The 20,120-nt window shown below is 70.9% G+C and carries 23 protein-coding genes and 1 tRNA gene; 14 read left to right on the top strand and 10 right to left on the bottom strand.

The annotated features are described in order from the left end of the window. Window positions 1-86 precede the first annotated feature (86 nt). From rlmB to LHA35_RS05400, 13 genes are all read left to right on the top strand, one after another. Window positions 87-971: a 23S rRNA (guanosine(2251)-2'-O)-methyltransferase RlmB gene (rlmB, locus tag LHA35_RS05460; protein ID WP_226605539.1), complete on the top strand. Its 885-nt coding sequence runs from the start codon at window positions 87-89 to the stop codon at window positions 969-971. Between the two features lie 78 nt (window positions 972-1,049). Beyond that, window positions 1,050-1,814 (top strand): 2-keto-4-pentenoate hydratase, encoded by a 765-nt coding sequence (locus LHA35_RS05455; protein ID WP_226605537.1) that lies wholly within the window; start codon window positions 1,050-1,052, stop codon window positions 1,812-1,814. A gap of 328 nt (window positions 1,815-2,142) precedes the next feature. Then, the gene (locus LHA35_RS05450) at window positions 2,143-2,370 is read left to right on the top strand and encodes a hypothetical protein (RefSeq protein ID WP_226605535.1); all 228 of its coding nucleotides are present in this window, start codon (window positions 2,143-2,145) and stop codon (window positions 2,368-2,370) included. Window positions 2,371-2,539: 169 nt separating this feature from the next. Then, on the top strand, window positions 2,540-4,117 hold the full coding sequence (locus tag LHA35_RS05445) for a hypothetical protein (RefSeq protein WP_226605532.1): 1,578 nt from the start codon (window positions 2,540-2,542) through the stop codon (window positions 4,115-4,117). Between the two features lie 263 nt (window positions 4,118-4,380). After that, complete coding sequence (locus LHA35_RS05440) at window positions 4,381-5,373, top strand: tyrosine-type recombinase/integrase (RefSeq protein ID WP_226605528.1); 993 nt, start codon at window positions 4,381-4,383, stop codon at window positions 5,371-5,373. Between the two features lie 453 nt (window positions 5,374-5,826). Next, on the top strand, window positions 5,827-6,153 hold the full coding sequence (locus LHA35_RS05435; RefSeq protein ID WP_226605525.1) for a hypothetical protein: 327 nt from the start codon (window positions 5,827-5,829) through the stop codon (window positions 6,151-6,153). Continuing rightward, a complete protein-coding gene (locus LHA35_RS05430) occupies window positions 6,153-6,548 on the top strand; it encodes a hypothetical protein (RefSeq protein ID WP_226605523.1) in 396 nt (131 codons plus the stop codon). The genes LHA35_RS05435 and LHA35_RS05430 overlap by 1 nt, the downstream gene beginning before the upstream one ends. Further along, on the top strand, window positions 6,548-6,877 hold the full coding sequence (locus LHA35_RS05425) for a hypothetical protein (RefSeq protein WP_226605520.1): 330 nt from the start codon (window positions 6,548-6,550) through the stop codon (window positions 6,875-6,877). The genes LHA35_RS05430 and LHA35_RS05425 overlap by 1 nt, the downstream gene beginning before the upstream one ends. 12 nt (window positions 6,878-6,889) lie before the next feature. Further along, window positions 6,890-7,210: a hypothetical protein gene (locus tag LHA35_RS05420; protein ID WP_226605517.1), complete on the top strand. Its 321-nt coding sequence runs from the start codon at window positions 6,890-6,892 to the stop codon at window positions 7,208-7,210. Window positions 7,211-7,380: 170 nt separating this feature from the next. Beyond that, window positions 7,381-9,705 (top strand): AAA family ATPase, encoded by a 2,325-nt coding sequence (locus LHA35_RS05415; RefSeq protein WP_226605511.1) that lies wholly within the window; start codon window positions 7,381-7,383, stop codon window positions 9,703-9,705. A 292-nt stretch (window positions 9,706-9,997) separates the two neighbouring features. Beyond that, a complete protein-coding gene (locus LHA35_RS05410; RefSeq protein ID WP_226605508.1) occupies window positions 9,998-10,348 on the top strand; it encodes a hypothetical protein in 351 nt (116 codons plus the stop codon). Then, on the top strand, window positions 10,338-10,550 hold the full coding sequence (locus LHA35_RS05405; protein WP_226605506.1) for a hypothetical protein: 213 nt from the start codon (window positions 10,338-10,340) through the stop codon (window positions 10,548-10,550). The genes LHA35_RS05410 and LHA35_RS05405 overlap by 11 nt, the downstream gene beginning before the upstream one ends. A gap of 176 nt (window positions 10,551-10,726) precedes the next feature. Continuing rightward, window positions 10,727-11,317 (top strand): hypothetical protein, encoded by a 591-nt coding sequence (locus LHA35_RS05400; protein WP_226605503.1) that lies wholly within the window; start codon window positions 10,727-10,729, stop codon window positions 11,315-11,317. Between the two features lie 642 nt (window positions 11,318-11,959). On the opposite strand, the gene LHA35_RS05395 is transcribed toward LHA35_RS05400, so the two are convergent. From LHA35_RS05395 to LHA35_RS05385, 3 genes are read right to left on the bottom strand one after another with little or no spacing between them, the layout of a single operon-like run. Continuing rightward, on the bottom strand, window positions 11,960-12,673 hold the full coding sequence (locus LHA35_RS05395) for a hypothetical protein (RefSeq protein WP_226605501.1): 714 nt from the start codon (window positions 12,671-12,673) through the stop codon (window positions 11,960-11,962). 3 nt (window positions 12,674-12,676) lie between these two features. Further along, complete coding sequence (locus LHA35_RS05390) at window positions 12,677-13,495, bottom strand: hypothetical protein (protein ID WP_226605499.1); 819 nt, start codon at window positions 13,493-13,495, stop codon at window positions 12,677-12,679. Then, window positions 13,492-14,022, bottom strand: a complete 531-nt coding sequence (locus LHA35_RS05385) for a hypothetical protein (RefSeq protein ID WP_226605497.1) — start codon at window positions 14,020-14,022, stop codon at window positions 13,492-13,494. Before LHA35_RS05385 ends, LHA35_RS05390 begins: the two co-directional genes overlap by 4 nt. Window positions 14,023-14,409: 387 nt before the next feature. Between LHA35_RS05385 and LHA35_RS05380 the strand changes: the two genes are divergently transcribed. Further along, a tRNA-Thr gene (locus LHA35_RS05380) sits at window positions 14,410-14,484 on the top strand. A gap of 22 nt (window positions 14,485-14,506) precedes the next feature. On the opposite strand, the gene LHA35_RS05375 is transcribed toward LHA35_RS05380, so the two are convergent. From LHA35_RS05375 to LHA35_RS05345, 7 genes are all read right to left on the bottom strand, one after another. Next, the gene (locus LHA35_RS05375) at window positions 14,507-15,271 is read right to left on the bottom strand and encodes a M48 family metalloprotease (RefSeq protein ID WP_226605495.1); all 765 of its coding nucleotides are present in this window, start codon (window positions 15,269-15,271) and stop codon (window positions 14,507-14,509) included. A 135-nt stretch (window positions 15,272-15,406) separates the two neighbouring features. Next, entirely contained in the window at window positions 15,407-16,564 is a 1,158-nt protein-coding gene (locus LHA35_RS05370) for a sulfate/molybdate ABC transporter ATP-binding protein (protein ID WP_226605835.1), read from the bottom strand. 5 nt (window positions 16,565-16,569) lie between these two features. After that, complete coding sequence (cysW, locus tag LHA35_RS05365; protein WP_226605493.1) at window positions 16,570-17,403, bottom strand: sulfate ABC transporter permease subunit CysW; 834 nt, start codon at window positions 17,401-17,403, stop codon at window positions 16,570-16,572. Then, window positions 17,403-18,284: a sulfate ABC transporter permease subunit CysT gene (gene cysT, locus LHA35_RS05360; RefSeq protein ID WP_226605492.1), complete on the bottom strand. Its 882-nt coding sequence runs from the start codon at window positions 18,282-18,284 to the stop codon at window positions 17,403-17,405. Before cysT ends, cysW begins: the two co-directional genes overlap by 1 nt. Continuing rightward, window positions 18,244-19,251, bottom strand: coding sequence for a sulfate ABC transporter substrate-binding protein (locus tag LHA35_RS05355; protein WP_226605490.1), 1,008 nt, complete (start codon window positions 19,249-19,251; stop codon window positions 18,244-18,246). Before LHA35_RS05355 ends, cysT begins: the two co-directional genes overlap by 41 nt. 494 nt (window positions 19,252-19,745) lie before the next feature. Then, window positions 19,746-19,922, bottom strand: a complete 177-nt coding sequence (locus tag LHA35_RS05350; RefSeq protein WP_226605488.1) for a hypothetical protein — start codon at window positions 19,920-19,922, stop codon at window positions 19,746-19,748. A gap of 80 nt (window positions 19,923-20,002) precedes the next feature. Next, window positions 20,003-20,120 (bottom strand): cupin domain-containing protein (locus LHA35_RS05345; RefSeq protein WP_226605833.1); only part of this gene is annotated, 118 nt, incomplete at its 5' end.

Genomic DNA, 20,120 nt, shown 5'->3' with positions numbered 1-20,120 from the left:
GTCAACGTGGGGGCGGCAGAAGAATCGATCCCGCATGTGCTTTTCCCGCCGCTGGACAGCGGCGCGCCGAAGCGCAGGATGCAGCCATGCGCCGAGCACCGCCGCGGAGCGGCACCCATCATCCGCCGCGTGGCGGCCCCCCTCACCCGCCGCGTGGCGGCCACGCCCCCCCGCCGCCCGCCGGCTCCCCCTCCTCTCCGCCCCGTCGCGGCGGGGGGGCGGAACGCGCCGCGCCGCGCGGCCCCGCCCCGGCGCCGGCCGGCGGCGTCTGGCTGCACGGGCTGCACCCGGTGGCCGCGGCGCTGGCCAACCCGGCCCGCCGGCTGAAACGGCTGCTGGTGACGGAGGAGGCCGAGGCGGCGCTCGCCGCCCGCCTGTCCGGGCCCTGGCGCATCACGCCGGAGCGGGTGGAGCGCGGCCGGTTCGCCACCTTCCTGCCGGAGGATTCGGTGCACCAGGGCGTCGCCCTGCTGGCCGAGCCGCTGCCGGACATGCCGCTGGAACGCGCGCTGGAGCACGGGCATGGGCCCGTCCTGGTCCTCGACCAGGTGACCGACCCGCGCAATGTCGGCGCCATCCTGCGCTCGGCCGCCGCCTTCGGCGCCGCCGCCATCGTGATGCAGGACCGCCACGCCCCGCCGGAGACGGGGGCGCTGGCCCGCGCCGCCTCCGGCGCGCTGGAGATCGTGCCGGTGGTGCGGGAGGTGAACCTGGCCCGGGCGCTCGATTCGCTGAAGAAGGCCGGGCTCTGGGTGGTCGGCCTGGCCGGCGAGGCACCGGTGACGCTGGCGCAGTCCGGCCTGCATGGCCGGCGCGTGGCGCTGGTGCTGGGCGCGGAGGGCGAGGGCATGCGCCGGCTGACGCGGGAGAATTGCGACGAGCTCTGCCGCCTGCCGATCGCGCCCGAGATGGAGAGCCTGAACGTCTCGGCCGCCGCGGCGGTCGCGCTCTACGAACTGGCGCGGGGCTGAGGCGGCCCCGGCCCGCGGCGGCTTGCCGGCCGGGCCGGCCCCGGCCATGACGCGACCGGTCCAGAGGAGGAAACGACCATGAGCGCAGCCGCCGAGGCCATCATCGCCGCGCGGAGGGAGAAGCGGGTGCTCGCGCCGCTCGGCGCCGAGGCGCCGGCGACGCCGGAGGCCGGCTATGCCGTGCAGCATGAGATCGCCGGCCGCCAGGGCGCCATCCCGCCCTTCGGCTTCAAGATCGGCGCGACCACGAGGCAGATGCAGGACTATCTCGGCCTCTCCGGCCCGGCTGCCGGCTTCGTGCCGAAGGAGAGCCTCCGGCCGGACGGCGCCGAGCTCCGCTTCGCGGATTTCCTCAACCCCGGCGTCGAATGCGAGATCGCCGTCCGGCTGGGCCGCGACCTGCCGGCCGGCCCGACGACGCGGGAGCAGGCCGCCGAGGCCGTCGCTGAGGTCTTCCCGGCGATCGAGATCGTCGAGAAGCGCTATGGCGACCTCGCGCTGCTCGGCACGCCGACCCTGATCGCCGACCAGGTCTTCCACGCCGCGGGGGTGCTGGGGGCGGCGGCCCGGGACTGGCGCACGCTCGACCTCGGCGCCGCGAAGGGCAGCTTCCATGTCGGTGGCAGGGTGGTGGGCTCGGGCCATGGCCGGGACCTGCTGGGCCATCCGCTGGAGGCGCTGGCCTGGCTCGCCGGCTCGGGCGCGGCGCGCGCCTTCGGCGGGCTGAAGGCCGGGCAGGTGGTCTGGCTCGGCTCCGTCACTCCGCCGATCTGGCTGGAGGGGCCCTGCGAGGTGGTCGCCGAATTCGACCTGCTCGGGACGGCGCGGCTGCGCTTCGTGTGACGGCCGCGCCGGTGCCCCGGTTCGGGTACCGGCGCGCGGGGCTGGACGCCCCCATGGGCGTGGCGGCCGCGTGCAGAAGGGACGGGTCATCCGGCCCGGCGGAACGGGGTGCCGGGGGCTTCGGCCCCCGGGAAGGCAGCCCTCCCCGCCGGTCCGCGGCGGGGCGGCTTCGCGCCGGCGAGGGCGGGAACCGCCACCCTGCACCGGGCCGCCCCCCCTGGCAGCCGGGCGTTAACCCCTTCCTGCCCATGATGGCGGGACCGCCTGACAGGGCGGCCTCCCCCCGCCGAACCACGCCGCCAGGATGGCGCGCCGCATTGGAAACCCCATGCCGCACGCCGACTGGACCACCCTGACCGATGATCAGCAGCTTGCCCTCTCGCGGGAGGCGCTGCGCCGCGCCGCCGAGACGCTCGCCGAGCATGCCGAGGTGCTGGCCGCCGAGATGGACCAGGGGACGCTCGCCGACCGCGGCGGGCCGGATGCGCTCCGCCTCTTCGCCGCGGTGATCCGGGCGACCAACCAGGAAGCCTTCGGCCCCGTGGGCCGTGCGTGAGGGCGCCTCGCCCGCCAGCGGACGCAATCGCGCGAGGGGCACGCGATGATGATCGGATTGGCCCCTCCCCCCGGTTGTGGCGCCCTGCCCGGCTCCGGATGATCGGGGCCGCCGCGCACCTGCCCCCGGGGTGCCGCCCCTGCGCGGCCCCCCGCAGGAGGTCCCGTCGATGCGCCCCATGCCTGGTCTGTCCCGCCCGCTCTTCCTGGGGGCGCTGGCCCTGTTGCTCTGCCTGCCGGCGCTGCTGAACGGCTTCCCGCTGCTCTTCGACGACAGCGCCCATTACCTGCGCAAGCCCTTCGCCTTCGCGCAGGAACTGGCGCAGGGGCGGCTCTCGACCGATGCCGGCCAGTACCGGGGCTACATGCCCAGCCATTTCGGCGGCGGCGAGGCAGCGCCGGGCAGCGCCGGCAGCGCGCCCGCCGCGGCGCCGGAGGCCGGCCCTTCCGTCGCGCTCTCGGGCAATCCCTTCTTCCTCCGTCCCGCCCCCTACAGCCTGGCGCTGCTGCCCTTCGCGCATCCCGTCACGCTGCTGCTGCTGCCCTTCGCCCAGGCGCTGCTGGTGGTGCTGCTGGCCGATGCGCTGCTGCGGGCGCTGGCCGGGCCGGCGCCGCCGGCCTGGGCGCGGGCGGCCCTGGCCATCGCCCTGCTCGGCTCCGCCGCGCCCTGGCTGGCCAGCCAGGTCATGCCGGATGTGCTGACCGGCTGCCTCGCCCTCTGGCTCGCCCTGCTGGTCGTGGGCGGCGACTGGCTGCGCAGCCCCTGGCGCGCGGCGGGCTTCGCCCTGCTCGGCGCCTTCCTGGTCGGCAGCCATCTGAGCCACCTGCCGCTGGCTGCCGGCGGCGCTCTGGTCGGCCTCGGGCTGCGCTGGCTGATCGAGCGCGGGCGGGATCCGCTGCGCTGGCGGCGGGCGGGCCTCGCGCTCGCCACGCTGCTGCTGGCGGCGGGGGGGCTGGTCGGCACCAACCTGGTCTTCGGCAAGAAGGCGACGCTCTCGGAAAGCTCGCCGCTCTTCATGCTCGCGCGCATGGTGGGGGATGGCACGGCGGCGCGGGTGCTGGAGAAGGAATGCCCGGCCGGCGCGCCCTGGCTGCTCTGCCAGCAGCCGGAATTCTGGCGGCTGCATTCGGACCACTTCCTGTGGCAGCCGGATTCGCCCTGGCTGCGCCACTGGGCGGAGCGCGACCGCTTCCTGGCCGAGGCGCGCGAGATCACCGGGCGCGTGCTGCGCGACCACCCGGCCGAGCAGGCGGCCCGCAGCCTGGAGAATGTCGCGCGGCAGCTGGTGACGCTCTGGATCGACCCGGCCATGGCCGAGCCGCCGCTGCGCAGCTTCAGCGAGCTGGTCGCCCAGATGGGCGAGCCCGCCGCCCGGCTCTCGGCCGGGAGCTGGGCGAGCACGGGCGACCCACGGCTCGACGCATACCGGCGGCTGCAGGACCGGACGCAGCAGGCGCTGTTCTGGGCCGCGCTGCTGGCGCTGGCCGGCGTCGCGGTGCTGGCCGCCCGGGCGCGGCGCGGGCCGCTGCTGGCCGTGGCCGTGCTCGGCGGGGCGCTGGTGCTGGGCAATGCCTTCCTGGCCGGCGCGCTCTCGGCCGTGCATGGGCGCTACCAGAGCCGCATCACCTGGCCGGTGACGGTGCTCGCCGTCGCGGCCGGCGCGGCGGCGCTGCGGCCGCGCGGCGTGATGGACCGCGCGGCGCCGGTACGGTATGAGGCGGCGCAGGCCGGGTTAGCACAGCGGTAGTGCAGCGGTTTTGTAAACCGAAGGTCGGGTAGTGAAAGGCTAGGGAAACCTTGGCCTTTGCGTTTGGAAGGAACGACGTGGACCACTCAAGGACCATTAGCGGCTCCGGACACAGGCGATAGCCCCGGCTGACAGGCGGCCGGGGCGCCTCGGAGGTCCCATGGCCGTCATCGACAAACGCCGCTCCAAATCCGGTGAGGTATCTTACCGTGCGCGGGTCCGCATCCAGCGGCCAGCCATCGACAACCCGAACATTCAAGACCATGGCCGCAGCACGTGCCTGGGCTCGAAAGATCGAGACCGATATGCACGACGGCATTTTCGCAGCAGGGTCCGGACGGACCCTCGCCGAGGCCATCGCGGAATACAGCCGCCAGCGACTGCCTGAGTTGCGCGACCCTGACACCGTCGCCACGCACCTAGGCTGGTGGACACGGCAGCTTGGGCATCTGCGGCTGCGCGACCTGACTCAGATGGTCGTCGCCGACGCCATCGACATCCTAGAGGCGGGCCCTCTGCCGCCGAAGAAGGCTCCGAAAACGGACGAGCCGGGGGCGCCGCCCCGCTACCGATCACCGGCTACGGTGAACCGCTACCGGAACTCCCTGTCGGCAGTCCTGACCTGGGCTGGACGCCGTGGATGGGCGCCACACAACGCTGCCCGGCATGTGCCCGCGCGGCGTGAGTCAAAGGGACGAGAGCGGTTTCTTAGCGACGCGGAGCGCGGACGCCTGCTGGAAGCGTGTAAGGAATCTGACAGCTCTGCCCTGCACCCGGCCATTACTGTCCTGTTGAGCACTGGGGCGCGCCTGATGGAGGCGATGCGTTTGCGTTGGAGCGACGTGGACCTCGGGGCCGGAGCAATCGTGCTCCGTGACACCAAGAACGGCGACAGCCGCCGCGTGCCTCTGGCGTCCGACGCTGCGACGGTCCTTGAGGCATGGCGCGACCGTGATGGTGTCGCCCGGCTACCCACCGGACTGGTGTTCCCGGCTACATCCGATCCGGCGAAGCCCGCCGATCTCCGTCGTGCATGGCGAACGGCACTCAAGCGTGCCCGCATCACTGATTTCAAGCGCCATGACCTGCGGCACAGTGCCGCCAGCGCCCTTGCTGCTGCGGGGGCATCCCTGCCCGTCATTGGAGCGGTGCTAGGTCACCGCTCGGTGCAGACCACGAAGCGGTACACGCATCTGGTCGAGGGCACCCTGAAGGAGGCGGTGGAGAAGGCGGCCCGGCGGAGCCGCGTGGCATGACGCCCTCGACCGACGACTTCGAGCTACGATCCCTGAACGAGGGGGATCTGACACCGGAGCAGCGAGAGGAACTGCACCACGAATGGATGAGCGAGTTGCGGTGGGAACTGCTACCCGCCCCTCGTGGACGACCAGCGACACGCGCGCATACACGGCAGAACTTCGCCGTGGTAATGCGGCTAGCCCGGAAAACTGGGATTTCAGGCCGCACCCAGCAGGTTGAGGAAGCTTCACGTAAGCTGGGGATTACTCTGCGCTATGGATGGAAACTCGCTGCTCAGATAGGAGAACTACCTCCCGACGATCCGCTCGCTGATGAGCTAGCCTCGTTGCTCGACTAACGATTTCGAGAGGGCCGGGAGCGGAGATTTTAGGACAGTAGATCATCGGCAAACGCACTGACCATTTGTGCGGCTCCTCGCGCGCCATGCGCGCACCAAAACGGAGGAGCCGATGCCCGATCATACCGCCAGCGACCGGCAGCAGCCCCGGCTGGTCGACATCTCCCAACTCATCGAGTGCCATCATCCATGGATCGGCACGCCGGCCGCAGCGCGTGGACTCGTAGCCCGTGCAAAGCCCCGCCTCAACGCTGGCGGCGAGGTTTGCGAGGGCAACGGACTTGCCCATGCCATCGTGAAGGTGGGGGACCGCGTGCTGTTCGACCTCGACCGCTTCAATGCATGGCTGGAGTCCCGGCGCCTGTCGAACGTCCTTCAGGCTAAGCGCGCGCGCTCGGCCCACCGCCGGCCGGCGCAGGCCACCCAGGAGGTCGCATAATGGCCGATCCGCACATCCCGACGCGCACCTACCGCGAGCCGCATCCCCATGCCCGGCCGCCGCAGCCTGACCCGCTGCGCGGCCTGGATGCGACCGCCTTCTTCGCCGAGCGGCCGAATCGGCGCTTCCTTGTGGCGCAGGCCATGACAGATGACGTGGCCCGGCTGCACCCGCTGCATCGCGCCGAGGCCGAGGCATACGGCGCCCTCTCCATCTTCGAGAACGGTGCCGGCCTGATCGGCATCGCGCTCGTGGACCCCGAGCGGGCTGAAGGGCTGCTCACCCAGGCAGAGGAAGCGGCTGGCGACGTGTTTGCCCTGCTCGCGCATCTGGAGCGGCGGGGGAAGATCAAGCTGCTGGCCGTGCCGCAGACATCGAAGAAAGGAGTCCGCTAATGGCCTACGTTATCGTCCAGCACGGCAAGTCGCCGTACCCTGAACGGGTCTGGGTGCCGGACAACACCGCGCTTGGTCGCCAGGCGCGCCGCCATGAGCGCGTCGTCACCGCCGAGAACAAGCGGCAGGAGTCGGAGGGGCGGCTATCTGCCCACGACCGCGACATCCTCGCTCGCATGCGCGAGCGGCTGCGCCAGGGTGACAAGGCCGGCGCCTTCGACGTCGGCATGCATGCGACGAAAGCGGTTCTCGACGCCCTTACCGATGCCGAGCTGGATGCCCTGCGCGATGGCGGCGAGGCATGGCGAGCGCGCCGCTGGAATCGTTAGGAGGAAAGAACCATGCCGTTCGAGCCTATCATACCTGATCCGTATCGCTTCCGCCGCGTCACGCGGGATGAGTTTGACCGGACCCGCAAAGGACGGTCGCCGCTCCCGGATGACGCATATGCGGGCCGCACTCCGGTCCTCGTTCGCAAGGGAGACATCGGCGAGTGGGTCCACATCCTGGTGCCGGACGGGCTGCTCGATGGGGCGCCCGAACTTGATGAGGACACGACAGCCCGAACGCTCTGCGATGTGGACGATTGGTTCTGGATGGCAGTCTGGTCCCGACCGCGCGATCCCATCTTCGATGATGATCTGAAGAAGCTGCTGGAGTGACAGAATAGTTGCGGCGCAGGGACCGACACCCCTGCGCCGCTTGAATCCTTACCCCGGAAGTAACTCCCCGCCCCGGACGAGGGCGGCAACCTGCTGAAGAGGACCGCAACAGGTATGGACCACAATATGGCACCGGGCCCCAGCGTTGCCAATGGGCTTACGGCAATCTGATGGACGAAGGGAAGTCTTCCGCTCCGACCAAGCCCGTGGCGCTGGAGGTGCGGGAACATGGAATCCCAAAGTGCTTAAAGAACCACAATGCCTGGATGTGCTGGCGGTACGTTCTTCGTGGCACGAAGTGGAATAAGGTGCCCTTCCAGCCGAACGGGAAGCACGCGTCGAGCACTAACCCGGCGACCTGGAACAGCTTCGATGCCGTGATGGCGGCGTACAAGCACGGCGGTTTCGACGGGATTGGGATCGCGCTCGACGGTAAGCCCGACGCGAATGGCCTTGTGCTGGCGGGCATCGACTTCGACAAAGTGTTGGATGGTGATCGCCTGGCTGACAATGCCAAGGAGTGGATCAAGCGGGTTGGCACCTACTGGGAGAAAAGCCCGTCCAACACCGGCATCCGCCTCTTCTGCTACGCCCGGCCCCTGCCCAGCGGGATTGCTGCCGGTGGCGCCGAACTCTACACGGCGGGCCGCTACCTGACCGTCACCGGCCACGGTGTGGGTGAGGTGAAGGAGGCCGCAGACGCCTTCGACGCGCTCGCGGCGGCGCTGAAGCCACAGATCAAGGCGCCCCATGGTGCGTCAGGCGGGATTACTCCCGGAGTTATTCAGGGGGCGTTGCCACGGTTCCCGGTGGCAGTCGCACAGATCGCTGGCCAGATGGCGGCGGTGTTCAAAGGGATGACCCCCAGTCCCGACGAGTTCGGCGGCGGCATCAAGGATCGGCCGGACTTGGAGAAGATCCGCTCCGCTGCGGAGGCGGTGAACCAGCCTGTCAACGGGGTCCGACCACTCGCCGACGAAAAGCGGTGGTGCGATGTGGCCATGACGCTGGCGGCTGCGGCAGCAGAATACCCGGAGCACGAGGAGGACCTGTACACCATCCTGGATGACGTCTCGAAGCAGCCGGGGACCGATAAGTACGAGGCCACCGAAAACCGCAAGCGGTTCGATAGGTTCAAGCAGGACACACTGACGCGCCGCGCCAAGGGCCAGACAGTGCAGACCATCGCCACTCTCTTCCACATGGCGCAGCAGGTGGGCTGGCAGCCGCCGCAGCTTTTGCAACAGCCGGCGCTCCCGGCGCTGGCCGCGCTTGATGTGGCAACCATGCCGGCCGTGCTGCCGAAGCGGCAATGGCTGTACGGCTCCGACCTCGTGCGGGGTTATGTGACCGTCCTGGCTGCTCCAGGTGGCGCCGGCAAGACCGCGCTGACGATCTCCACGGGTCTGGCACTGGCGACAGGGCAGGCGCTACTCGGCGACTGGGTACACTCGCCCCAGCGGGTGCTGCTGGTGAATGGCGAAGATGGGACGAACGAACTGCTGCTACGGGTCCAGGCGGCCGCCATCCATCATCGGGTAGCCATGTCGGCGCTGCACGGGCGCTTGTTCCCGGCTGGTGCCGACAAGCTGCGCCTGCGGCTGGTGGTGATCGACCCGCAGACCCGCGCCCCGACAGTAAATGTCCAGGCGCTGGATCACCTGGTAGCGCTGGCCCGTGACGTGGATGTGGTGGTGCTGGACCCGCTGGTACGCTTCTCGGAAGCATCCGAGAATGACGCAGCCGCCGCCGACATGCTGATGGCGGCGCTCTCGCGGGTCGCCAGCGAGGCCGGGGTTGCGGTGCTGGCTGTCCACCATACCCGCAAGGGTGCCCGCGCCGACGCAGATGGAGCCGATGCTGTGCGCGGCAGCAGCGCCATCGTGGCGGCGGCCCGGGTGGCACTGGGCATCACCACGCTCCGCCCGGAGGAAGCGCTGAAGTTGGGCGTGCCGCCGGACCTGGCACGGCTCCACTTCAGCCTCGACAACCTGAAGGCCAACCTTGCCCCGCCCTCGGAGCGGCGCTGGTTCCACCTGGTCTCGGTGCAGCTCACCAATGCCGACCCGGCAAACGGCTACCACGAGGGCGACAAGGTGCAGGCCGTCGAGCGCTTCACCCCGCAGCCTACCGCCAGCCTGCTCACCGACGCCGTGCGGCAGGCCGTCCTGCGGGCCGTCGCCGCCGGGTGCCCTGGTCCAGCAGGTGGACCGGTGATGCCCCTCAGCCCGTCCAGCAACGCGGGGCAGCGCAGCGCCATGCCGGTGATAGCCGCAGCAATCGCGCCCTTCTTCGGGCAGTTCTCGGAGGAGCAGCACAAGCAGTTGGCGAAGGAGGTGCTGGCCGATGTGATGGGCCGTGGCTGGATCACGGAGGAGACGGTCCAGGTGCCGAAGAAGGGCCGGGGCACCAATGGCCGCCAGGGGTTGGTCGTCCACTGGGACCGCACCCTATGGCCGGATGCAGCCAAACCCGATGGCGGGGCGACGACGTGACCGCGCCTCCCGGCCACCTCTTCGCCTCAACTGTCAACGTGCCACAGCTCCAGAGCGTATCTCCTGGAGCAGTCGGGCGGCATTTCCATTGCCTGCTCTCAATGCGCTCAACCCGCTTGAGAGCAGATCGAGAGCATCAAGCGCGCGGGCGAGCCGCCTCCCCCTGGAGGCGCGCTCATCAGCGCCAGGGGGGTGTGGGGGGAGTTGAGCGCAGCGCAGGCCGAGCGCACTGGCCATTCAGAAAAGTAACCCGTGGAATGATGACTACCCCCCGAGCAACAGGAGGCCCACCATGACCGACAGCACCAGGTCGCCGCTGCTGCCACCGCAGCCCAGCCTGGCCCACCGCGCGCTCCGCCGGCTGCGCGAGCTGCCCGCGACCCTCGCTGCCCGCCTGCCGATCGCCCTGTGGACGGAGGTGTTTCTCTGGCAGGTGAAGCGCGGCATCGCCCGGCGGCGCGGCCAGCCCCTCCAGTTCAAATCCCCGCCGCCGGGCTACCGCTACCCCACCAAAGAAGAGTGGGACGAGCGCGTTCGCCAGGACGAACGCCGGCGCCGGGAAGGCGGCATGTTCGTCAGCTACTCGCGCTGGGTGAGGATCGACGACGCAGAGGCCAGGAAGGACAACTCCGATGGACGATGACCAAACCACCCAGCCACCCGAACCCGCGCCACCCGAGGCGCTGACCCTGCCGGGGTTCGGCTCCACCAACGGTGTCGATCATCGCGGCCAGCCCGTGGTGCTTTCCGCCGGCACCGCCGCCACCCTGGCAGAGCATGACCTGCTGCTGGGTCGCACGCGCCGCCTGAAGCAGCGGGCGCCGAACCCGCGCGCCTGGAGCTGACGACATGGCCCGCACCGCCACCAGGTTTCGCGCCGACAGCGGTGCCGGTGCTCGGCGCTACCTACCAGCCTCCGACGCCATGCCGGCCTCAGCGCGAATCCTAGTGGCGGCGCGGGGCATGCCTATCACGCCGCTCGCCCTATTGGGCACGGCAGACCACAACACTGGAGCTTCCGATGACCGAACCCCTGCTGCCATCGACCCTGCCCGATCCGCATGTCATCGGCCGGGGCCTGCTGTACGAGACGATGCCGGTGGCATTCCCCGGAGCCGCCGCCGATGTCGAGGCCCTTGGCTGGGCACCTTGGCGCCGGCTGGGCGAGCAGCTCATCATCTACGCCACGTTGCTGCCCGGCGACGGCCTGCCCTCCTTCCTGATCGTGACGGCCCAGGGGCGGTGTGGTGCCGGATCGCGGTGCTGGCGCGGCACCTATCAGGAGGACGGCAGCATCGTGCTCTCGGTACTGCGGCGGCGCGGCAACAAGTTTCCACGGCGCTTCGGATGCCGCGAAGAGGCTATCGAGAAGCTGGCGCCGCTTGTCCTGCACGGCCGCCTGCCCGGCCATGAATGGCCCGAGATCGGCCGCTACGCGCCGCCTGAGCCGGAGATGGACCCCGCCGAGCGCGCCGCCGCCGAACGCGCCTGGCTGCTGCGGGACAAGCTGGATACGTACTGGGCGATGCTCCGCGTCGGCGACGATCGCATGATCGCCAAGGCGATGAATGAGGTGGCATGCGAGCTGGAGCGGCGGGGCATCATCGGCTGATGGCGCCCTCGTCGCGCCGTTGGGGCCGTCCGTCAGGTACGATTGGAGCGCGGTCGGACCGGTTCGGCGGGCGGCGGGGGCCCCTGGCGGGCACGGTTGAGCGTCGTCGCCTGACGCTCGCAGTCAACCGCCATACCCCCCGTTAGGCCAAACGTCTCGAAGGGCAATACGGCGCCATCCGGCATGTGCAGGAAGCCACGGTCAGTGGCCATGAGCTCGACGACAAGTTCTACGGCTGCTATCCGATCTAGGGGTATGCGGACCAAGGCAGCATGGCCGTCGTTGCTCTTCCAGGCCCTGAAGACTGACAGTGAACGTGCTTTGTCCTTCAGGACTAGCTTGATTGCGTCACCCTGCCGTAAGCGGCCGACGGGCCACTCGGCGCCGCGAAGCATAAGTAGCCAGTCCTCTCGCGGCGGCATGTTGATGAAGGAGACCAAAAAAGCCGGTGCTGCCCCCCCCATTAGTGGCAACACACATGACCTCCCTCTCGCCTTGAGTAAGCGACCACCTCCACCGTCCAGCCTCACGACTCCAGATGTCCGCTTCCTCTCCTGAGACGGACAGCGGCAGCATCAAGGCGACGAGGATCAGTGTGCGCTTCATGGTGGTCATTATGGCCGACCCCCGGCAATGATGCATCTATGCCCACGACCGCACCGATGGCGGCACGACACGCGGCGTCACCACACGGCGCAGACGCGGCAGGTGCCGCCAGGCCCAGACCAGCGCGGCCAGCGTCACCGCGAGGTCGTCATGCCCGCCCGGCGGCGGTTCGTAGCGCATCCGGCCCGCGTCGCTGGTGATGCGCTGCAAGTCGCGCAGCTCGGCCCGCAGAGCGTCGAAGTCTCCGACGCGAGCCATCCGCAGCTCCCGCGCGTCCAGCGCCGCCTCCACCTCCGAGAACATAGCATTGCGGCTCAAGCCCCAGACCAGCGCCGGCACCGGCCGCCGGCCGGGGATCGGCACGAGTTGCGGCACCGGGCGGTGCGCATGCGCCTCGGCCGCCGTCATCGAGAAGCCCACTACCGGCAACGCCGCCTCGGCCACCAGAGACTGGAAGTGCGACGGGTTCGAGCGGGCATCCACGACGATGACAGGCGTGGCGCGAGGGATGATGAACTGCCGGGCGACCTCCGCCACCCGCTCGCGCACCAGGGACGGTGCGGTGCCGAGGGCCAGGCGCTCGATGTGGATCACCCCGAGGCGCCGCGCCCCCGTCACCATGTGCTCGGCGCCGACGATGATCGTCGAGTGGTCCTGGCTGTAGCCGACGTCGTGCGCCACGCCGATCCAGTCGGCGGCGACATGCGGCCAGGTGGCGGGGTCCTCGGGGCTGTAGGGGCGCTCGGTCATGGCTCAAATCCTGGCGAAGGCCGGCTCACGCCGGAGGATGGTTTCGCCTTCCACCAAAGGCGGCGGCGCCGGGCGGGGATCGGTGGGGGCGAAGGCGGCCTCGATGGCGTCCAGCATGAAGGCAGCGCTGTCCGTCGCGTCGAAGCTGTTCTCGTACTCCCGGGCATAGGCCCGCTCGCCCAGCGCCCGCCGCTCGGCGGCGAGGAAGTCGGCCGGGATGCGGCCAGTCTCCTCCGGCCGGGCCTCGATCCGCAGCCACAGCGGGTCCTCGGCGGCCCAGGTCTCGTAGAAGAAGCCGCGCCGTGCCCAGGCGGTGGAGGCGAGGATCATCCGCCCCTTGTCGGCGTGCCGCGCCAGCATCGGGCGGGCGGCGGCATAGAGCGGATCGGCGACACGCGCCGCTTCGTCCACCACCAGGTCGCCGTCAATCGAGAGACCACGGATCGAGGCATCGTCGCTGCCCGGCATAGCCAGAAGCCGCGCGCCGCCCTCGATCTCGACGGAGAAGGCGTTGTCCACCGCCAGCCGGGCGCTGGCCGCCTTCAGATGGGCGCGGACCTTGCGGACGATCTCGGCCGATTGGCGCTGGGTCGGCGCAAGGGCGAGGCTGGTGCTGCCCGGCCGGTGCGCCATGGTATGCGCCACCGCGACCGAGGCGCCGGTGCTCTTGCCGGCCTGGCGGTGGACCAGGGCGATGGCCCGCGCGCCCCGCGAGGCCCGCACCAGCCGCGCCTGCCAGGGGTCGAGCGGCAAGCCCAGCACCCGCTCTGCCCAAAGCGCGGGGTCCAGCCGGTATGCCGCTTCAAGCAGGGGGTGGATCACTGCGCCAGCTCCGCCAACGCAGCAGCGACCTTGGCCCGTGCCTCGGGCTGGTCATGCAGCGCCGCCAGCAGCCGGTCCGCCAGGGTGTTCGGGTCGATGCCGGCAACCTGGACCGGCGCCGCCGCCTCGGGCTGGAGCATGGTGGCGGCCCGCAGGGCGTCGGTGATGGTCGCCCGCAACTCCCGGATGGCGCCGCCCCGCAGCACCAGGTTGCCGTCCCGCTCGGCATCCTCCAGCAGGGCCTCGGCCCGCCCCACCAGGGCACCCAGCCGCTGCGCCAGCCCATGCACCGTCAGCAGGCCGGCGAGCGGCAGAGGCGGGATGACCTCGGCTGCGGGCGCGGGCGGGGCCAGGGCGGCGCGGACGGTGTTCAGCGCCCGGCGCAGATGGTTCTTCGCGTGGCGCTCGACGGCATCCGGCCCAAGGCCGAACTGCTCGGCGACCTGGCCGGCGGGGGTGCCGGCGGCGAGCAGGCCGTCGATGGCAGCGCGATGGGGATGGATGCAGGCGTGGCAGCGGCGCGACATGAGGATGTTATAACATAACAATCCGCGATTGTCCGCGTTTCGCGGATGATGGCGCACGAGGCCCCTAAGGGGGGGCCAGGAGGGGGGTGGCGTAGGGCAGATACGCCCCCGTTGGCAACGCCGGCGCTTGCCACTCGCTGAGGGCAGGGCGCTGGAGATGCGTCTGGTGGAGTATAGGGCACCTGGTGACAGGGCCTCGCCTGTGTTGCCAGACCAGGCATGGCGCCGCCTAGCGGCCGAAGGGTGCGGGCGGGCATGGCGTGGTCCGTGGACCACCCGTGGACCACGTAGAGGGAACGTATGGGCAAACTGGGCGCTCTCTGGTAAACACCAGCGCGTCCGGAATCCCATGGTTTTCTTGGGCTTCCGCGTCGCTTCCAGCTCTGAGCCGGGTTAGCACAGCGGTAGTGCAGCGGTTTTGTAAACCGAAGGTCGGGGGTTCGATCCCCTCACCCGGCACCATTCCCGCCCCGCCCGCGCAGGCTCAGCGCACCGCCCTCGGCTGCGGCCGCCGCTCCGGCGAGGCGGCGATCTCCTGCTTCGCCAGTTCCCAGGCCGCCAGCCGCTCCGGCCCCGCGGGGTGGGTGTCCAGCAGCCCGGCCGTCACCCGCCGGTCGCCCGACCCGGCGAGCTTGGCCCAGTTGCCGCCGGCGCGGTCGAGGTCATAGCCGGCCCAGGCCGTGATATAGGCGGCCAGGTAGTCCGCCTCCCGCTCATCCGACTTGGAATAGACCAGGCGCCCGGCCTGGGCGCCGAGGCCCGAGAGGTCGCCGAGCCCGGAATAGGCGCCGACCACCGCCCCGGCGAGGGCACCGATGGTGGTGCGCGTCCGCGCCCGGCCGATATGGTTGGCGATGTGGTGGGCGAATTCATGCGCCACCACTGCGGCCAGCTCGGCATCATTGTCCACGATCCGCAGCAGGCCGGCCGTGACCACCACATCCCCCGATCCCGAGGCATAGGCATTCACCGCGCCGGATGGGTCATAGCCGATCCGGAAGGCGCAATCCCCGCCGCGCTGCGCCCGGCAGATATCCTGCGCGGCAGCGGCGATTCGCGTCGCCACCCGGCGCAGCATCTCCCGCTGCTCGGCCGGGCCGCGCGCATGCTCCTGCAATGGCGGCGCCGTGGCGATCTCGCGCTGCGCCGCGACCAGGGCCGTCTGGCCGGGATCGGGCAGGCGGAATTGCGGCCCGCAGGCGCCGAGCAGGATGGTCGCGAGCAGGAATGCCGGCAGCCTTCGCGGCATGGATGGGCCTCCGTCCCCCGGGCTGGAATGCCTACAGAACGAATCCCGGGCGCGGAGGTTGCGCCGCACCGGCGTGGCCAGGGTGTCGTCCGCCCCCTTCCCTGCCCGGCGCCGGCACGGCGCGTCAGCCGGATGTCAGGCCGGCGCGCGCTGGCCGGCGGCGCCGCAGGTCCCCGCCACCGGGTCCCGGTCGAGGCGGCAGCCCGGACCGGGCGGGGGCCGCCCCGCCTCGCTGCCGGCCTCGAGCTGCGGGAAGACATGGCGCAGGGTGCGGATGGTGACGCGCACCGCCTCTCCTCGGATGAAGTCGCCGCTCTCCGGCACCTCCGCCTCCAGCGCCAGCCCGCCGACCTCCAGGCCCAGCCGCAGTGCCGCACCCTGGCTGCGCAGCGTGCGGATGGTGCCGTTCGCCGCCTCCCCCGGCGGCGGCCGCTGCACGCCGAGTTCATGCGGCCGCAGCACGGCGATGGCCGGGCCCGGCGGCACCGCCACCGGCACGGGCTCGAAGCCCTCGATCGCGGCCAGGCCATCCTGCACCTGGCAGGGCAGGCTCATGGCCTCGCCCAGGAAGCCGGCGACGAAGGCATCGGCCGGCCGCGCCAGCAGCTCGGCCGGCGGCGCGCATTGCACGATCCGTCCCGCGCGCATGACGGCGATACGGTCCGACAGCTCCATCGCCTCATCCTGGTCATGGGTGACGAAGACGGTGGTGATGCCCAGCCTGTCATGCAGCCGGCGCAGCCAGTGGCGGAGATCCTTGCGCACCCGCGCATCCAGCGCGCCGAAAGGTTCGTCGAGCAGCAGCAGGCGCGGCTCGGTCGCCAGGGCGCGGGCCAGGGCCACCCGCTGCCGCTGCCCGCCCGAGAGCTGCTCCGGCCAGCGATCGGCCAGTTCCGGCAGTTGCACCAGGGCGAGGAGTTGCGCGACCCGCTCGCGGATCTCGGCCGCCGGGGGGCGCAGCCGGCGCGGGCGCACCCGCAGGCCGAAGGCGACGTTGTCGGCCACCCGCATGTGGCGGAACAGCGCATAGCTCTGGAAGACGAAGCCGATGTTGCGCTCCCGTGCCGGGACGCCCGCCATATCCCGGCCGCCGATCGCGACCGTCCCGGCATCGGCGAATTCCAGCCCCGCCAGGATGCGCAGCAGCGTGGTCTTGCCGGAGCCGGAGGGGCCGAGCAGGGCGACGAACTCGCCCGGCGCAATGGCGAGATCCACCCGGTCGAGCGCCGCGACGCCGGGCCCGAAGCGCCGTGTCACGCCCGCGACCAGGATGCTCCCGGGCGCCTCCGCCATGCCGCTCACAGCGCGCCTCCCATCCGCCGGCCGCCCAGCCGTTCCAGCAGCGCCTTCGCGCCCAGCGTCACCAGCGCCAGCAGGGCGAGCAGCGCGGCGACCGCGAAGGCGCCGGCGAATTGATACTCGTTGTAGAGGATCTCGACATGCAGCGGCATGGTGTTGGTCTCCCCCCGCACATGGCCGGAGACGACGGAGACGGCGCCGAATTCTCCCATCGCCCGCGCATTGCAGAGCAGCACGCCCGAGAGCAGCGCCCAGCGGATGTTCGGCAGGGTCACGCGGCGGAAGACCTGCCAGCCGCTGGCGCCGAGCGTCGCGGCGGCCTCCTCCTCCTCCCGCCCCTGGGCCTGCATCAAGGGGACCAGGGTGCGGGCGACGAAGGGGAAGGTGACGAAGATCGTGGCCAGCACCAGGCCCGGCAGGGCGAAGATGATCCCGATGCCATGCCGCTGCAGCCAGGGCCCGAACAGCCCCTGCGCGCCGAACAGCAGCACCCAGACCAGGCCGGAGATCACGGGGGAGACGGCGAAGGGCAGTTCGACCAGTACGGTCAGCAGGCGTCGGCCGGGGAAGTCGTATTTGGCGATGCACCAAGCGGCGGCGATGCCGCCCAGCGTGTTCACCGGCACGGCGATGGCGGCGACCAGCAGCGTCAGCCGGATGGCCGAGAGCGCGTCGGGGTCCGCCAGCGCCGCCAGCGCCACGGCCCAGCCGCGCCTGAGCGCCTCGGTGAAGACCGCGACCAGCGGCAACAGCAGGAAGAGGCCGAGCAGCCCGACCACCGCGAGGATCAGCAGGCGGCGCAGCCAGGGCGGGTCCTCGGTGGCGGCGGACATCAGAGCCGGGCCCAGCGGATGTGCCGGTGCAGCAGGCCGAGCAGGGACAGCAGCAGGAAGGCGATCACCAGCATGGCGAGGCCGATCGCCGCCGCGCCGGCATAGTCGAACTGCTCCAGCCGCACCGTGATCAGCAGCGGGGCGATCTCGCTCACCATCGGCATGTTGCCGGCAATGAAGATGACGCTGCCATACTCCCCGACCGCGCGGGCGAAGGCGAGGGCGAATCCGGTGAGCAGCGCCGGCGCGAGCTGCGGCAGGACCACCCGCGTGACCGTCTGCAGGCGCGTGGCGCCGAGCGTCGCCGCCGCCTCCTCGGCGGCCGGCGAGAGGTCGCGCAGCACCGGCTCCACTGTGCGGACGATGAAGGGCAGCCCGACGAAGGCGAGCGCGATGACGATGCCGGCCGGGCCGAAGGCGAGTTTCAGGCCGAGCGGCTCGACCAGCGCGCCGAGCCAGCCATTCGGTGCATAGAGCGCGGTGAGCGCGATGCCCGCGACCGCGGTCGGCAGGGCGAAGGGCAGGTCCACCATGCCGTCCAGCAGCCGCCGGCCCGGGAAGCGGTAGCGGGTGATGACCCAGGCGGTGAGCAGGCCGCCCGGCAGGTCGATGGCGGCGGCCAGCAGCGCCGCGCCGAAGGAGAGGCGGAGCGCCGCCATCACCCGCGGCTCCGTCACCACGCCGAGGACGCCCGCGACACCAAGTTCCCAGGGCCGCGCCACCAGCGCCGCCAGCGGGATGAGGACCAGCAGGGAGAGCCAGGCCAGGGTGATCCCGAAGCCCAGGCCGAAGCCGGGGATGGCGCTGCGCGGCGCCAGGCGGAGCCGCGGGAAGAATCCTTCAGCGGCCAGGACGGTAGATCCGGTCGAAGCTGCCGCCATCGGCGAAATGCATCCGCTGCGCCGCCTGCCAGCCGCCGAAATCGGCATCCACGGTGACGAATTCGAGCGCCGGGAAGCGTGGCCGGGCGGCGGCGAGCGCCACCGGGTCGCGCGGGCGGTAATGGTGCTTCGCGGCCAGCCCCTGCCCCTCCGGCGTGTAGAGGTGCTGCAGATAGGCCTCGGCCGCCGCCCGCGTGCCGCGGCGGTCGGCATGGGCATCCACCACCGCGACCGGCGGCTCGGCCAGGATGGACAGGCCGGGGGTGACGATCTCCAGCCGGGCCCCGGCGAATTCCTGCAGGGCCAGATGCGCCTCGTTCTCCCAGGTCAGCAGCACGTCGCCCTGGCCGCGCTGGACGAAGCTGGTGGTGGAACCGCGCGCGCCGGTGTCGAGGACGGGGACGTTGCGATAGAGGCGCGTCACGAATTCCGCCGCGCTGCCGTCGCTGCCGCCCGGCTGGCGCCGCGCCCAGGCCCAGGCGGCCAGGTAGTTCCAGCGCGCCCCGCCGGAGGTCTTCGGATTCGGGGTGATGACCGCGACGCCGGGCCTGGCCAGGTCGCCCCAGTCGTGGATCCCCTTGGGGTTCCCCTGCCGCACCAGGAAGACGATGGTACTGGTATAGGGTGCGCTGTTGTGCGGCAGGCGCTGCTGCCAGTCCCGCGCCAGCAGGCCGCGCGCCGCGATCTCGTCGATGTCATAGGCCAGGGCAAGGGTCACGACATCGGCAGCCAGCCCGTCGATCACCGCCCGGGCCTGCCGGCCGGAGCCGCCATGCGAGGTGCTGATGCGGATGGCCTGGCCGCTGCGCTCCTGCCAATGGCGGGCGAAGGCCGCGTTGAATTCCCGGTAGAACTCCCGCGTGGGGTCGTAGCTGACATTCAGGAGTTGCCGCGGCTGCGCCAGGGCGGGGCCGCCGGCCAGGCCGAGGGCCAGGGCCGGCAGGGCGCGGCGGGCGAATGCGGTCATCGGGACATTCTCCTGCCTGTCCCAGCCATGGCGGCCTGCCCCCGGTGCGGATCCTGCGGCCCTGACCGGCGGATATGATCCAGCATCACATCGCGTGGTTTCCGCCCGCAACAAAAAAGCGAACTCCTATGCGCACATGTATTATTTCACGCCACATGCGCGCAACAACAGGCCTGCGATCCCGGCCGGGATCGCAGGTATGGGGGATGGGCGCCGGAGCGGTGTGCCGGGCCGGGAAGAGCCGGGCCGCGTCAGCAGGAACCGCCCAAGGTCCAGGCCGAAGGCTCTCGGCCGCCTCGGGGCATGTCGCGGCCGGGAATAGCCGGGATGACGGGTGGCCCGGTGAAAGGGCCGACCATCCCGCCGCGCAACGCCAGCGGCATGGCCGTGCCATTCAGGGAAAGCGCCCGGATGGGCACCCGTCCTGGGGCCGTTGACGGGTCACCATCAACGGCCGCTGATCAGGGCCGCCCCAGGGCGTCAGGCGATGCCCCTTACTGCAGCGGGTCGTAAGGCCTGATCTTCTCGGCGGCACGCTGGGCGGCCGGCGTCTCGTTGATGCTCAGCCAGCCGATCGTGCCCAGGGTACCCAGCGCAAGCGCCGTTGCCATGGCGATGCGGATCCACCCGGGCTTCGCGGCACCGATCAGCAACACCTGCCACTCCGTCACCTCAATGTGATCATCCTCGCATACAACGCCTTAAAGGTCCACCGCAATTACGCGCAATGGTTGTATTGACGAATGGATGCTCACGTTCGTCCGTAGGTATCCTCGATGCGGACGATGTCGTCCTCGCCGAGATAGGCGCCGGACTGGACCTCGATGAGGGTGAGCGGGATCATGCCTGGGTTTTCCAGGCGGTGGACG

The sequence above is a fragment of the Roseicella aerolata genome (assembly GCF_020523605.1).
In the GTDB taxonomy this organism is placed as follows: Bacteria; Pseudomonadota; Alphaproteobacteria; order Acetobacterales; family Acetobacteraceae; genus Paracraurococcus; species Paracraurococcus aerolatus.
Note: the sequence above shows the minus strand (reverse complement) of the source record. Positions and strands in the feature narration are given on the sequence as shown.

What these genes read in the sequence shown, in the direction of transcription:
- rlmB (WP_226605539.1), top strand. Translation starts at nt 87, where the DNA reads ATGCGCCGAGCACCGCCGCGGAGCGGCACCCATCATCCGCCGCGTGGC.
- LHA35_RS05455 (WP_226605537.1), top strand. Translation starts at nt 1,050, where the DNA reads ATGAGCGCAGCCGCCGAGGCCATCATCGCCGCGCGGAGGGAGAAGCGG.
- LHA35_RS05450 (WP_226605535.1), top strand. Translation starts at nt 2,143, where the DNA reads ATGCCGCACGCCGACTGGACCACCCTGACCGATGATCAGCAGCTTGCC.
- LHA35_RS05445 (WP_226605532.1), top strand. Translation starts at nt 2,540, where the DNA reads ATGCGCCCCATGCCTGGTCTGTCCCGCCCGCTCTTCCTGGGGGCGCTG.
- LHA35_RS05440 (WP_226605528.1), top strand. Translation starts at nt 4,381, where the DNA reads ATGGCCGCAGCACGTGCCTGGGCTCGAAAGATCGAGACCGATATGCAC.
- LHA35_RS05435 (WP_226605525.1), top strand. Translation starts at nt 5,827, where the DNA reads ATGCCCGATCATACCGCCAGCGACCGGCAGCAGCCCCGGCTGGTCGAC.
- LHA35_RS05430 (WP_226605523.1), top strand. Translation starts at nt 6,153, where the DNA reads ATGGCCGATCCGCACATCCCGACGCGCACCTACCGCGAGCCGCATCCC.
- LHA35_RS05425 (WP_226605520.1), top strand. Translation starts at nt 6,548, where the DNA reads ATGGCCTACGTTATCGTCCAGCACGGCAAGTCGCCGTACCCTGAACGG.
- LHA35_RS05420 (WP_226605517.1), top strand. Translation starts at nt 6,890, where the DNA reads ATGCCGTTCGAGCCTATCATACCTGATCCGTATCGCTTCCGCCGCGTC.
- LHA35_RS05415 (WP_226605511.1), top strand. Translation starts at nt 7,381, where the DNA reads ATGGACGAAGGGAAGTCTTCCGCTCCGACCAAGCCCGTGGCGCTGGAG.
- LHA35_RS05410 (WP_226605508.1), top strand. Translation starts at nt 9,998, where the DNA reads ATGACCGACAGCACCAGGTCGCCGCTGCTGCCACCGCAGCCCAGCCTG.
- LHA35_RS05405 (WP_226605506.1), top strand. Translation starts at nt 10,338, where the DNA reads ATGGACGATGACCAAACCACCCAGCCACCCGAACCCGCGCCACCCGAG.
- LHA35_RS05400 (WP_226605503.1), top strand. Translation starts at nt 10,727, where the DNA reads ATGACCGAACCCCTGCTGCCATCGACCCTGCCCGATCCGCATGTCATC.
- LHA35_RS05395 (WP_226605501.1), bottom strand. Translation starts at nt 12,673, where the DNA reads ATGACCGAGCGCCCCTACAGCCCCGAGGACCCCGCCACCTGGCCGCAT.
- LHA35_RS05385 (WP_226605497.1), bottom strand. Translation starts at nt 14,022, where the DNA reads ATGTCGCGCCGCTGCCACGCCTGCATCCATCCCCATCGCGCTGCCATC.
- LHA35_RS05375 (WP_226605495.1), bottom strand. Translation starts at nt 15,271, where the DNA reads ATGCCGCGAAGGCTGCCGGCATTCCTGCTCGCGACCATCCTGCTCGGC.
- LHA35_RS05370 (WP_226605835.1), bottom strand. Translation starts at nt 16,564, where the DNA reads ATGGCGGAGGCGCCCGGGAGCATCCTGGTCGCGGGCGTGACACGGCGC.
- cysW (WP_226605493.1), bottom strand. Translation starts at nt 17,403, where the DNA reads ATGTCCGCCGCCACCGAGGACCCGCCCTGGCTGCGCCGCCTGCTGATC.
- cysT (WP_226605492.1), bottom strand. Translation starts at nt 18,284, where the DNA reads ATGGCGGCAGCTTCGACCGGATCTACCGTCCTGGCCGCTGAAGGATTC.
- LHA35_RS05355 (WP_226605490.1), bottom strand. Translation starts at nt 19,251, where the DNA reads ATGACCGCATTCGCCCGCCGCGCCCTGCCGGCCCTGGCCCTCGGCCTG.